This is a genomic window from Pseudomonas sp. EA_65y_Pfl2_P78 (genome assembly GCF_963970495.1).
GTDB classification, from domain to species: Bacteria; Pseudomonadota; Gammaproteobacteria; order Pseudomonadales; family Pseudomonadaceae; genus Aquipseudomonas; species Aquipseudomonas baetica_A.
In genome coordinates this window covers 111155-123653 of record NZ_CAXAON010000013.1, presented here as the reverse complement: position 1 = coordinate 123653, position 12499 = coordinate 111155, and the positions used below count along the sequence as shown (strand labels likewise).

Annotated in this window: 10 protein-coding genes; 5 read left to right on the top strand and 5 right to left on the bottom strand. The window is 60.4% G+C overall.

The window, feature by feature from the left end:
* Positions 1 to 387: 387 nt before the first annotated feature.
* From AACY02_RS13205 to motA, 3 genes are all read right to left on the bottom strand, one after another.
* Positions 388 to 1521 (bottom strand): sterol desaturase family protein, encoded by a 1134-nt coding sequence (locus AACY02_RS13205; RefSeq protein ID WP_339432314.1) that lies wholly within the window; start codon positions 1519 to 1521, stop codon positions 388 to 390.
* A gap of 90 nt (positions 1522 to 1611) precedes the next feature.
* Positions 1612 to 2688 (bottom strand): flagellar motor protein MotB, encoded by a 1077-nt coding sequence (gene motB, locus AACY02_RS13200; protein WP_339432313.1) that lies wholly within the window; start codon positions 2686 to 2688, stop codon positions 1612 to 1614.
* A 3-nt stretch (positions 2689 to 2691) separates the two neighbouring features.
* Positions 2692 to 3543 carry a flagellar motor stator protein MotA gene (motA, locus tag AACY02_RS13195; protein WP_339432311.1) on the bottom strand — a complete coding sequence of 284 codons (852 nt, stop codon included), beginning with the start codon at positions 3541 to 3543 and terminating at the stop codon, positions 2692 to 2694.
* 166 nt (positions 3544 to 3709) lie between these two features.
* Here motA and AACY02_RS13190 point away from each other — a divergent pair, with 166 nt between their 5' ends.
* Genes AACY02_RS13190 through asd form a run of 3 tightly spaced genes read left to right on the top strand, consistent with a single transcriptional unit; the run spans position 3710 to position 6985 of the window.
* The gene (locus AACY02_RS13190) at positions 3710 to 5248 is read left to right on the top strand and encodes an HDOD domain-containing protein (RefSeq protein WP_339432310.1); all 1539 of its coding nucleotides are present in this window, start codon (positions 3710 to 3712) and stop codon (positions 5246 to 5248) included.
* A 42-nt stretch (positions 5249 to 5290) separates the two neighbouring features.
* Entirely contained in the window at positions 5291 to 6106 is an 816-nt protein-coding gene (rhdA, locus tag AACY02_RS13185; protein ID WP_339432309.1) for a thiosulfate sulfurtransferase, read from the top strand.
* Between the two features lie 18 nt (positions 6107 to 6124).
* Positions 6125 to 6985: an archaetidylserine decarboxylase gene (asd, locus tag AACY02_RS13180; RefSeq protein ID WP_339432308.1), complete on the top strand. Its 861-nt coding sequence runs from the start codon at positions 6125 to 6127 to the stop codon at positions 6983 to 6985.
* A 68-nt stretch (positions 6986 to 7053) separates the two neighbouring features.
* Here the strand turns inward: asd and AACY02_RS13175 are convergent, their stop codons facing one another.
* Complete coding sequence (locus tag AACY02_RS13175; RefSeq protein WP_221731209.1) at positions 7054 to 7455, bottom strand: lectin OAA family protein; 402 nt, start codon at positions 7453 to 7455, stop codon at positions 7054 to 7056.
* A 220-nt stretch (positions 7456 to 7675) separates the two neighbouring features.
* On the opposite strand from AACY02_RS13175, the gene AACY02_RS13170 reads away from it, so the two are divergent.
* On the top strand, positions 7676 to 9430 hold the full coding sequence (locus AACY02_RS13170; protein WP_339432307.1) for a molecular chaperone: 1755 nt from the start codon (positions 7676 to 7678) through the stop codon (positions 9428 to 9430).
* 103 nt (positions 9431 to 9533) lie between these two features.
* On the opposite strand, the gene serB is transcribed toward AACY02_RS13170, so the two are convergent.
* Positions 9534 to 10748: a phosphoserine phosphatase SerB gene (gene serB, locus AACY02_RS13165; protein ID WP_339432306.1), complete on the bottom strand. Its 1215-nt coding sequence runs from the start codon at positions 10746 to 10748 to the stop codon at positions 9534 to 9536.
* A 134-nt stretch (positions 10749 to 10882) separates the two neighbouring features.
* On the opposite strand from serB, the gene AACY02_RS13160 reads away from it, so the two are divergent.
* Positions 10883 to 12391, top strand: a complete 1509-nt coding sequence (locus AACY02_RS13160; protein WP_339432305.1) for an AhpA/YtjB family protein — start codon at positions 10883 to 10885, stop codon at positions 12389 to 12391.
* Positions 12392 to 12499 lie beyond the last annotated feature (108 nt).

The window sequence follows — 12499 nt, the reverse complement described above, 5'->3', positions numbered from 1 at the left end:
CCGGTTGGCTGAGCAAGCTCTCCAGATCGAAATCCGGGTGCTCGCTGACCAGTTCAATGTGGATGTTGTAAAGGTTGCTGATTGCTTCGGTGCCGCTGAAGGCCAGCACCTTGAAGTCGTGACGGATCGCAGGAATCTGCAACGAGAAATGCGCCGCATTGGCCGGCCGGAACATACGCTTATCCTTAAGCAAAGAGGAAAAGAGCGCGATGTCGAAACCGTCCCTGGTTTGTGCTCGCGAGAACTGGCGGGCACAGTAACGAGGCGAAAAAAAGATAGCTGTAGGGGGATTCTTCAAAATCGGAAGGACATTTCCTTTACAACAGCCTGCCGTTCAACAGACGTAAAAAAGCCGCGATCAACGCGGCTCCTCCACATCCACCTGCCCTACTTCGGCTCAGGCTTCTTAAACGCATAAAGATGCTGCTGCACAATCCCGCCCGGCAGCTCTTTGCCAAATACGCCATAACGCACCGGCCATTCTTTCGGCGGGAGCTTGAAGGTGCCGAACAGCATGTCCACCAGTGGCGTGTGGATCGCGTAGTTCTTGTAGATGTAGTCCTTGTGCCGGGCGTGGTGCCAGTGGTGGTAGCGCGGCAGCACGATCAGGTAATTCAGCCAGCCACCCTTGATCCGCACGTTGGCGTGGGCCAGTACGGCTTGCACGCCGACCAGAATCACATAGGCATTCAACGCCTGCGGCGCAAAGCCCAGCAGCATCAGCGGCACCAGTACGCCGGTGCGGGTCAGCAGGATTTCGATGAAATGCACGCGGGATCCGGCCAGCCAGTCCATGTGCGTGCTGGAGTGATGCACGGCGTGAAGGCGCCACAGAAAAGGTACAACGTGGTACAGCCGATGCAGCCAGTACTGACCGAGGTCCGCCACCAGCACCGCGAGCAGGAACTGCACCACCAGCGGCAGGCTTTGCACGCTGGCCTGAAAGCCCGGCGACACGGCCCAACCGGCGATGTAGCTCGACGAAGCGGTGATGAAAATCAGGATGAATTGCACCAGCATGTGACTGACAAAAAAGTAGGTCAGGTCAGTGCGCCAGTGCGGTCGCAGAATGTTTTGCTCGGGGTCCTTGGCATACAGTTTTTCCAGAGGAATAAACACGATGGCCGAGACCAGCAGCGCCAGGACAAACCAGTCCAGACCCAGCGAGTACGGGGTCTGCCCGATTGCACTGACCTGCACGTTGGTGCCGCCGAGAAATACCGCCAGCCCCGACGCGACCAGCCCGGTGATCCCCAGACGCTTGCGTTTGTTGAGCAGGATATTCAGGGTACCGAGGCTGAACGACAGCACCAGCCCCAGCAACAGCGTGGTACGCGCAAACTGTTCGTCGTAGACCTTGCGCAGTTCAGCAGTGGTGAGCCACTCGGGAAACAGGAAGCACAACACCGCGAGCAGGCTCAACAGCCCGAGCGTGGCCGAGATATAACCACTGACCCGCCCCTCACCAAACTTGAAGGGGGCGTGGCCGTGCCGCTGAAAATAGGCTTTGACTCTTTCCATAACTGATCTTCCGTGAATGCGAAAACTGCGATTGGTCAATGCGACGCAGGCAGGCACAAAAAAGCCACGGTTACCGTGGCTTTTTAGGGGTCACTGCTTCGGCGCGGGGGCCGGTGCAGTCGCCGGGGGCGTTGTCGGCGCCGGCGCCGCACTTCCCGGCTCGGCCGGTTTCGGTGCCGCGTCGTCGAACAGGTTCAACCGTTCACGCAACTCGTGGGCAGGCACCGGTTGCTGATCGGCCGGCAGTGCGTTCGGATCGACCGGCGGCGTTGCAACGGCACCATTTTGCCCTTGCTCTGCCGGTTTCGCCGGTTCGGCACCTTGCGCACCTTCGATGGCTGCCTGAGCCTTCTTGGTCAGCACGACAATGTCGATGCGGCGGTTGACCGGATTGAACGGGTTCTCCTTGTCGAACAACGCCGACGAGGCATAACCCACCACTCGCGCCACCTGCTCCTCCGGATAGCTACCAGCGACCAATGCGCGGCGAGCGGCATTGGCACGGTTGGCCGAGAGTTCCCAGTTGCCGTAATCACCACGGCCAATGTATGGCTGGGCGTCAGTGTGGCCGCTGATACTGATCTTGTTCGGCACCGCTTTGATGGTGTCGGCCATGGCCAGCAGGATGTCTTCGAAGTACGGCTTCAGACGTGCGGAACCGGAGTCGAACATCGGCCGGTTCTCGGCGTCCATGATCTGGATGCGCAAGCCGTTCGGCGTGATCTCGAAGAGGATCTGATCCTTGAACTTCTGCAGTTGCGGGTTTTCGTCGACCTTGTTCTGCAACTCTTGCAGGAGCAGTTCCAGACGCTCCTTCTCGACCTGCTCGGCCATGCCTTCGACCTGATCGGTGTCGACGGTGACCTTGTCCGGTTGTGGCTGGGATTTCACCTCGGGGTTGAGGGTATTTTCCGGGGCCAGGGTCGGTGTACCGCCCAGATCGATGATGTAAGGCGTGCCACTTTCAGAGAAGCCGACCGGGTCTTTGAAATAGCCGGCGATGGCGATCTTCTGCTCCGGCGTTGCGGTGGACAGCAGCCACAACACCAGGAAGAACGCCATCATTGCCGTGGCGAAGTCGGCGAAGGCGATTTTCCATGCCCCGCCGTGGTGCCCACCGGCTATGCGCTTGACGCGCTTGATGATTATCGGCTGATTATTTTCCATGGCTTAACGACCGCGAACGGCTTGTTCCAGCTCGGCAAAGCTTGGACGGTGCGCCGGGTACAGCACCTTGCGACCGAACTCCACCGCCAACGATGGCGGCATGCCGGAAGCCGAAGCCACCAGCGAGGCCTTGATGGCTTCGTAGACGTTCAGTTCTTCCTTGGCATCGTGGGCCAGGGAATGCGCCAACGGGCCGAAGAAACCGTACGCGGCGAGAATACCGAAGAAGGTACCCACGAGCGCCGCACCGACGTGCAGACCGATGGACTTCTGATCGCCCTCACCCAAGGATGCCATGGTCACCACGATACCCAGTACCGCCGCGACAATACCGAAACCCGGCATGGCGTCGGCAATGCCGTTTACCGCGTGGGACGGGTGCTCAAGGTCTTCTTTGAGGCTGTACAGCTCCATGTCGAACAGGCCTTCGAGCTCGTGGGGAGCCATGTTGCCGGAGGACATGATGCGCAGGTAATCACAGATGAACGCGGTCATGCGTTCATCTTTAAGGACTGCCGGGTACTTGGCGAAAATCGGGCTCGCGGCGGCGTCTTCGATGTCGCCTTCAATGGCCATCATGCCTTCGCGACGGCTCTTGTTGAGGATCTCGTAGATCAGGCCGAGCACTTCCAGGTAGAAGGTGTGGCTGAAACGCGAACTGAACATGCTCAGGGATTTCTTGAGCACGTGCATCGTCATGTAACCGGGGTTGGCCTGGAGGAATGCACCCAGTGCCGCACCACCGATGATCATCACCTCGAAGGGCTGGACCAGGGCGGCAATCTTGCCGTGGGAGAGCACGTATCCGCCGAGCACGCTCGCGAATACGACGATGATGCCGATAATTTTAGCCATAGGTAGAAAGTACTTATTTAAGTCGGGTTCAAGGTCATATTCGGAAGTTAAAAAATCTCTTCTTCTACTTATCGGCAAAACTGCGCCAGACTATAGCCAGTTCAGGCGAAAAGCCAATTTAGCCCATGCCGGGCGCGTCTACAGTCAGTGAAGATCTCGTCCAGACATGGCTAATGAAACGAACGTCCCACACGTAAAACCGACCACCCTTGAAGGCTGGGTGACATGGCTCGATAGCGTGCGCCTGCCCGTGCCGCAAGACGCTCACGACAAAGTCTGCCGGGCCATTCGTGACAACCGCAGTTCTCTGCGCGACATCGCTGACCTGATGCAGGACAGCCCGGCGCTGGCCTTGAGCATCATCCGTGAGGCAAATCGTCACACCCACGGCACGATGAGCACACCGGCGGAAAATCTCGAAGTGGCGATCAACCGTCTCGGCCTCGCCCGCACCGAAGAACTGCTGGCACGCCTGCCTGCCGAACCGCAGATGCAGATTCCCAAGGCCCTGCGGCAACTGCAAATGATCAGCCAACACGCCACGCAACAGGCCAACGGTTTTTTTGCCAGTCGCCTGGCGCGGCTGTGGCAGGACATTCATTGGGGCAGTCTGCTGTTTCTCTCGCCGTTGTGGCCGCTGGCGCTGACGTATCCACAGTTGCTTGAAGAGTGGGAACTGCGGGTTATCCACAAGGGCGAGTCGGCGCGCACTGTCGAGAAACAGTTGTTCGGCGTGCGCCTGCTGAAAATCGCAGAGGCGCTGGTGCACGTATGGCACCTGCCGGTCTGGGTGCAACAAGGCTACAAATTGCTGCTCGGCGAGCGCCGCGAATTGGTCAAGGTCCTTAGAATCGCCCGCGACAGCGAGCACCCGTTACGTCAGCAAAATCGTCTGGACGATGATCCGACGTTGCGCCGCTGGCTCAATCAGCCGGCCAACACCGTGCTGCTGGCCAACGGGCTGGCGCTGTCGGCGCAACAGGCGTGGGACAGTCCGCACAGTAAGCGCTGGCAGTACCTGACCAGCCTTTATCTGCAAATTTCGATGGACGAGGTGCAGCAGCAATTGCACCAACAGGCTGCCAACAGCGCGCGTCACCATGCGCTGCCGGATCTGTGGCACCCGGCCGTTTCGCTGCTATGGCCGTGGGGCACTCATCGCTTGCCGGCCGGAATGCTCCCGGCCGCCGCCCCCAGCGCCGAAGATCTGACGCAGTGGCGCCGGCAATGCGCCGAACTGCTGGCCGAGCCGAGTCGCTTCACCAATGCCATGAGCCTGACCGTTGCCGCCCGTGACGCCCTGGTCGCCAGCGGCATGCATCGGGTGATGATCCTGATGGCCGATCGCACCCAGTCCAATCTGCGCGTGCACCAGACCTTCGGCCTGCCAAAAGAAGCGGGGGCGCTGAACTTTGTGGTCAGTCAGAGCAAAGTCCTGCAACGGCTGCTCGCGCAACAGGCGCAGGTACGGATCAACCCGCAAAACGATGGACAATTCTCTGCCCTGCTGCCGCCGAACCTGCGCTCTCTGTTTCGTGGCGAGCACCTGTTCCTGCGCTCACTGGTCAACAATGGCCGGGTGATCATGATCGTCGTCGCCGATCAGGGCGGTGGCCCCTTCGCCGATATCACCGTGCAAGCCTTTGGCAAAACCGCGCAATGCATCGAAAAAGCCCTGCACAGCTTTAGCAGCCGTGGCCGATGAGGCTGCGCTACAATCCCCCACTTTGTGCTCTGGAGACCTCACATGTCTGACTTCTCTGGCTTGCCGCTCGTGATCGAACCGAGCGACCTGCTCCCCAGGCTCGAGGCAAGCGATCTGATTCTGGTGGACTTGACCAGTGCCGCCCGCTACACCGAAGGACACATTCCCGGGGCGCGGTTTGTCGATCCGAAACGAACCCAGTTCGGCCAGCCACCGGCGCCGGGACTGTTGCCGGCCAAAGCCGATCTGGAAGCGTTGTTCGGTGAGCTGGGCCATCGCCAGGACGCGGTCTACGTGGTCTATGACGACGAGGGCGGCGGCTGGGCCGGACGCTTCATCTGGCTGCTCGACGTGATCGGTCACGACAAGTACCACTATGTCGATGGCGGTCTGCCGGCGTGGCTGGCCGATGGCATGCCGATGTCGATCCAGGTACCTCCTGCCGCCGGTGGTCCGGTGGCATTGACGCTGCACGAAGAACCGACCGCCACGCGCGAATACCTGCAAAGCCGTCTCGGCGCCGCCGACCTGGCGATCTGGGATGCACGCGGGCCGCTGGAATACTCCGGCGAGAAGGTCCTGGCCGCCAAAGCCGGCCATATTCCCGGCGCCGTCAATTTCGAATGGACGGCGGGCATGGACAAGGCGCGTCAGTTACGCATTCGCACTGACATGCCGCAGATCCTCGAAGACCTGGGGATCACCAAGGACAAAGAAATCATTACCCACTGCCAGACCCATCACCGGTCGGGTTTCACTTATCTGGTGGCCAAGTCCCTCGGTTATCCGCGAGTCAAAGGCTACGCCGGTTCCTGGGGCGAATGGGGCAACCACCCCGACACGCCTGTCGAGATTTAAGGTTTTTAAGGACAACTAATGAAAGAGCGTCTGTTTATCCTCAGCCAGTACCTGCTGCCTCATCATTTGCTGTCGCGCCTGGCCGGCTGCATTGCCGAGTGCCGCGTGCGCTGGTTCAAGAATGCGTTCACCCAGTGGTTCGCCAAGCGCTATCAAGTGGACATGTCGCAGGCACTGGTTGAAGACCTGACTGCCTACGAGCACTTCAACGCGTTCTTCACCCGCGCCCTGAAAGACGGCGCGCGTCCGCTGGACGAAACCCCGGGCGCAGTCCTCAGCCCGGCCGACGGTGCCGTCAGCCAGCTCGGCCCGATCGAACACGGTCGGGTGTTCCAGGCCAAGGGCCACAGTTTCAGCGTGCTGGAACTGCTCGGCGGTGACGCGGCAAACGCAGCGCCGTTCATGGGCGGCGACTTCGCCACCATTTACCTGTCGCCGAAGGACTACCACCGCGTACACATGCCGCTGGCCGGCACCCTGCGTGAAATGGTCTACATCCCGGGCCGGATCTTCTCGGTCAACCAGACCACCGCCGAAAACGTCCCGGAGCTGTTCGCCCGCAACGAGCGCGTAGCGTGCATTTTCGACACCGAACGCGGCCCGATGGCGGTTGTTCTGGTGGGCGCGATGATTGTGGCTTCGATCGAAACCGTGTGGGCCGGCCTGGTCACGCCGCCGAAACGCGAGCTGAAAACCTTCCGCTACGACGAAGCCGCCCGCGCGCCGATTCATCTGGAAAAAGGCGCCGAACTGGGCCGTTTCAAGCTGGGTTCGACCGCGATCGTGCTGTTCGGGCCGGATCAAGTGAAGTGGGCTGAAGAACTGGCGGCTGGCTCGCCAGTGCAGATGGGCCAGGGTTTGGCGCTGCCAAAAGCCTGAGTCTGATGTAGCCACTGATCCGCCCGTTCGCACGTCTGCGAATGGGCGGATACGACTCGCGGGGACCGTTACTCTATTTGCCCACGAAAGCCGATTGGCCCTTCGTTGGCATAGGTATTGGTGCCACTGAGGTTTTTCCCTCCATCATTGGAAGTGACGCTCAACGCGACAACGTTCTGATTGTCCCGTCCGCCAATGACCCACTTGCCGCCCGGATGCCACGGGGCATCGTTGCCACCCCACTGATTCTCGACGTTGTACTGGTTCTGGCCTGTGCGTTGCGCCTTGAAGCCAATGGGCCCTTCACCGGCGTAGGTCATGGTGCCGGTGAACGTTTTGCCGTCGTCACCGGACTTGATCTCGATGGCCACGACGTTCTGGTTGTCCCGCGCGCCCAGCACCCAATCTCCACCTGGATGCCAAGGGGCCGAACTGCCGCCCCACTGATTTGCCACTACATATTTAGACATGAACCTCATCTCCTTGAAGTTATGAAGAGACCTGCCCGCTATTGGCAACAGGCCGTACGACCGTGCGTATCCGATCGCACGCCTAAGAGCCTAGTTGCGCCTACGGCATGGCAACGAGCAAGCAGACAAACGGTAAAAAACCCCACAGGAACCCGCGAACCCGGCCACAGCTGCTAGAGTTTTGTGCATTGCCCCATTCGTTTCCGGAGCTGGTCATGGCATGAGTGAGCCTCAATTCCAACCGACATTACGCGCCCCGACGCCAACGCAAACGCGCCTGTCGTTCTGTGAACACACCCCGCGCGATCTCAAACGCTGGATCGCCGACCTGCCCAAAGCCAACATCGGCGAAACCGCCCGCCTGTTGTATCAAGGCCTGGGCGAACTCAATCTGTTGCTCACCCCCAGTGACAATCGCCTGCAACTGCTGGAGCTGCTGCGCCCTGAGGTGTACTTCGTCTGCCAGCATCTGGAGCGGCACTTCCTGCATCAGGCGATCATGCTCGAGGAGCGCTCGCGCAAGATCAGCAACCTGTGTCAGGCGCTACAAGGTCATCTGGCCATCGGCTACAAACAGATCGTGTTGCGCATTGCGCCGAAGTACAGCAAGGATCGCGCAGCACTTGTCAGCCAGACCCTGCAACGGGCAGCCCATGCACTTAAAGCTCAAGGGGTGCGCGCCGCGCAGTTGTACAGCTCGCCGCCGGAGCATCTGTGGTTCGAGCTGCATCAGCTCTATCGAATAGCCTGTCAATTGCAGTTGCAACAGCGCCAGGTGCATGACGATCTCGCCAGCCTGAGCACCGAGTTGAGCCTGGAACAGACTTACATCGCCGCCCTGCTATTGGGCTGCGCCCGCTGCAATCAACTGCGACAGAACCAGATTGCCCGGCTGGCAGAAGTGATCGAGCCGTGGAGTGCTTTGCTCAAACTGCATCCCGGTAGCCCGGACGAGGGTTTGTTTGCGATCAGCGCCGAACTCGATGCCGGGCCGCGCTATCGCAACATGTTCCGCAGTGAGCAGAAAAATGCACTGCTCGGCTTCGATCCGCAGCCGCTGGTGAATGTCATCGAGGCATTTCTGCAGCGCCAGGACACGTCGACGCCGCTGCCCGTCCCTGCCGGGCTGAGCTTCGACACCCTGCAACACTTGCATGCGACCTGGGGCCAGGCGGCCGAGCGCAGTTTTCAGCGCACCGTGGGCCAAGGCAGCCTGACCGTGTGCGTGGGCATGAGCGCCCTGCACTTCTATTTGGGTGGTGAACGCACGTTCAGCGAACTGCTCAAGCTCCCCGGCGCACGCGCGGCAAACTTCAGCAGCGCCGTGACTCAAGGTGAAAAGGACAGTTGGAGCCAGGCGTTCGACGCCGCGCCGCAAAGCAAGGCCGATGAGTTTCTGCCCTACGAAGAAATTCAGTACGACCAGTTGGTGGAGGACGACAGCAGCACCGACAGCACGCCACACTATCCGACGTATGCTCTGCCTGTGATCAATCACAGTCCCGGTGGTTATTGCCTGGGCTGGCCGAAAGAAGTCCCCGTCGAGCTACAGACCGGGGAAATGCTCGGGATTCAGGACAGCACGAATCAGGGCTGGAGCATCGCGGTCATTCGCTGGATCCGGCAGGTGCGCGGCAGCGGCACGCAGATGGGCATTGAACTGGTGGCGCCCCATGCACAACCGTGCGGTTTGCAACTGGTGCGCTCGCGGGACGATCACAGCCACTATTTACGGGGATTGCTACTGCCGCAGATCAGCTCGATCGACTTGCCGGCCACCTTGCTGGCGCCGCGTTTACCCTTTCAGGAAGGCAGTAAGGTGCTGATCAACACCCTGGGCGAGGAGCACCCCGCCGGGCTGGATCGACGGGTGGCGAGTACGCACAGTTTCAATCAGTTTGCCTATCGCTCGCTGGAGGCGGCGTCGCAGAGCGGGAGCGAAGAGGATTTCGATTCGTTGTGGAAGTCGCTTTAGACCGGGTTGCGCCCTTCGCGAGCAAGCCCGCTCCCACACTTGAAATGCATTCCAAAGTGGGAGCGGGTTTGTTTGCGAAGAGTCCGACGCAGGCCCTGGAGAGTCAGAGCTGCCCGTCGCGATCCCGGAAGCCCAGCAGATACAGCACGCCATCGAGCCCAAGGGTGGAGATCGCCTGCTTCGCCGACTGCTTGACCAACGGCTTGGCGCGAAACGCCACGCCCAACCCGGCAATGGCCAGCATCGGCAGGTCATTGGCGCCGTCGCCGACCGCAATGGTCTGCTCCAGACGCAAACCTTCCTTGTGCGCCAGTTCTTTCAACAGGTCAGCCTTGCGTTGCGCATCGACAATCGGCTCGATCGCCACGCCTGTGCACTTACCGTCGACCACTTCCAGTTCGTTGGCGAACACATAGTCGATACCGAGTTTGGCCTGCAATTGCTTGGCGAAATAGGTGAAGCCGCCCGACAGGATTGCGGTCTTGTAACCCAGACGCTTGAGTTCGGCGAACAGGGTTTCGGCTCCCTCGGTCAGGCGCAGCGAAGCACCGATCGAGTCCAGCACGCTGACGTCGAGGCCTTTGAGCAGCGCCAGACGCTCTTTGAAGCTGGCGCGAAAATCCAGTTCGCCCGCCATGGCACGCTCGGTGATGTGCGAAACCTGCTCGCCAACTCCGGCCGCCTTGGCCAGTTCATCGATGACTTCGGCTTCGATCAGCGTCGAGTCCATGTCGAACACCGCCAGGCGACGGTTGCGACGGAACAGCGAATCTTCCTGGAAGGCGATGTCGACGTTCAGTTCCTGCGCGACGCTGAGGAACTCGGCACGCAGCGCCTGCGGATCAGCCGCTTCGCCCCGCACGGAGAACTCGATGCAGCCCTTGCCCTGGTCGGCCGGGGTGTCGAGCGGCATGCGACCCGACAGACGGTCGATGTGATCGATGTTCAGGCCGTATTTGGCGGTGATCGAACTGACGGCCTGCAATTGGCCAGCCGTCACTTTGCGCGTCAACAGGGTGACGATGTGGCGTTTCTTGCCCTGATTGCCCACCCATTGCTGGTAATCCTCTTCGGACACTGGGGTGAAGCGCACTTGCTGATCAAGCTCGTAGCCCTTGAACAGGATGTCCTTGAGCACCGACTTGCCTTGCAAGGAATCGGGAATTTCAACCAGGATGCCAAACGACAGGGTGTCGTGGATCACCGCCTGACCGATGTCGAGAATGTTCACACCACCCTGGGCCAGAACACCGGTAATGGCCGCCGTCAGACCCGGACGGTCGACTCCCGTGATGTTAATCAGGACGATTTCGCGCAACGCGCACCCCCGCAACTGGAAAAAAACTGCATTCTACCCACTTTCAGTGACCATCGGGCACCGCGAGCGCTTTGCCGGTCTAGGGCCTGTCGCTATACTGCGCGTCAACTTCACGGACAAAAGAGCCGAGCTCAGTGAACCGGCCCACGCCAGTTAAAACCGATAACTTCTTCCTGCTGATCTTCCGTGCACTGCGCCACCGCCGTGTACCGATTGCATTGCGCATTGCCAGCCATAACGTGATCCTGGTCGCTCTGGCCCTGGTGATCTATGCCGGCGTGATGGGTTTGCAATTCAAGCAGGCCATGCACGAGCAGGCCGATGCGCTGGGCGAAAGCCTGACCACGCAGACCGCCACCTCCGCCACGGAGTTGCTGGTGTCCAACGACATCCTCAGCCTCAACGTACTGCTCAATAATCTGACCAAAAACAAACTGGTGGCCCACGCCGCCATTTACAGCGTGGATAACCGCATCCTCGCCGAGTCCGGTCAGCGCCCCAAGCACAGCCTGCTGGGCGAAGCCGAAGGCATGTACGAAAGCAAGATCACTTTTCAGGACGTGACCGCCGGGCAGCTGCGCATCAGCCTGGACATGGATCAGTTCCAGCAGCCGATGACCATCAGCCTGCAGAGCATGGGCATCTTGAGTGCGATTCTGTTGGCGCTGTCGTTGGCCCTGAGCCTGCGGCTGGGTCGGCACATCTCCACGCCGCTCCTGCAACTGCGCGTATGGCTGCGCCGGATCGATGAGTACACCCCGGGCATCGAGCGTCAGGACGAGATCGGCGATCTGGCCCGTCAGTTACACGCCAACTATGCCCCCGAGCCTGTTGAACCCGAGCCAGAACCGGAGCCCGAGTTCGAAGACGACGAGACCGAGTTCGAAGTGCGTAACCTGCGCGACCCGAGCTTCGACGAGAGCCGGCCGATGGCCGCGCAAAAGCCTGCGGCACGCCGGGTGGTCAGCACCGTCGAAGACGATGAGGACGACGACGCCTTCGCCGACCTGCGTGACGAGTCCTTGAATGAAACCGCGCAACCGCCGATTCGCCAGGCCACGCCAAGCGTGCCTCAGCACACGGCAGTACTGGCCGTGCAACTGGGCTCGCAGGAGCAACTGCGCCGTTTGCCTCGGACCCGTCTGGAAGAGTTGCAAAAGCGCTACCGCGATTGCCTCGATCAAGCCGCTTCGCTGTATCAAGGCGAGATCGAAACCCTGAACGATGGCAGCACGCTGATGCTGTTCCACACCGAGGACAGTGGCGACGACTACCTGACCAACGCGATCTGTTGCGGCGAGTTACTGCGAGCGCTGGGCCATCAGTTGCAGATTGAAGTCGCGGACAGTGGCATTACCCTGCAATTGCAACTGGGCCTGACCCTGGGTGATGAGTTGTTCGGCCTGAGCCAGATTGATCTGCTGCTCACCGATTCGGCCCAGGACGCGCTGGCCTTGTCACAGCACAGCCGCAATTTGCTGCTGGTTGAACGCAAGATCAGTGATGACGCGCTAATCCGTCAGCGTGCACGGATTCGCCCGATCGCCAGTCCCGAGGGGGCGTGCTGTGTCGAGCGGTTGATGGAGCCTTATCCATCGATGCTGGAGCGGCAACTGGCGCGGATGCATGAGCGCCGGGCCTGAGGTCTGACCCCGCTGTAAAGGAGCCCGCAGATGAGTGATTGTCTGCGGGCTTTTTCGTAGCCTGATCCGACCCCTTCGCGAGCAAGCCCGCTCCCACAGGGGAACCGC

Coding starts and splice junctions, on each gene's coding strand:
- AACY02_RS13205 (WP_339432314.1), bottom strand. CDS start 1,521: ATGGAAAGAGTCAAAGCCTATTTTCAGCGGCACGGCCACGCCCCCTTC.
- motB (WP_339432313.1), bottom strand. CDS start 2,688: ATGGAAAATAATCAGCCGATAATCATCAAGCGCGTCAAGCGCATAGCC.
- motA (WP_339432311.1), bottom strand. CDS start 3,543: ATGGCTAAAATTATCGGCATCATCGTCGTATTCGCGAGCGTGCTCGGC.
- AACY02_RS13190 (WP_339432310.1), top strand. CDS start 3,710: ATGGCTAATGAAACGAACGTCCCACACGTAAAACCGACCACCCTTGAA.
- rhdA (WP_339432309.1), top strand. CDS start 5,291: ATGTCTGACTTCTCTGGCTTGCCGCTCGTGATCGAACCGAGCGACCTG.
- asd (WP_339432308.1), top strand. CDS start 6,125: ATGAAAGAGCGTCTGTTTATCCTCAGCCAGTACCTGCTGCCTCATCAT.
- AACY02_RS13175 (WP_221731209.1), bottom strand. CDS start 7,455: ATGTCTAAATATGTAGTGGCAAATCAGTGGGGCGGCAGTTCGGCCCCT.
- AACY02_RS13170 (WP_339432307.1), top strand. CDS start 7,676: ATGAGTGAGCCTCAATTCCAACCGACATTACGCGCCCCGACGCCAACG.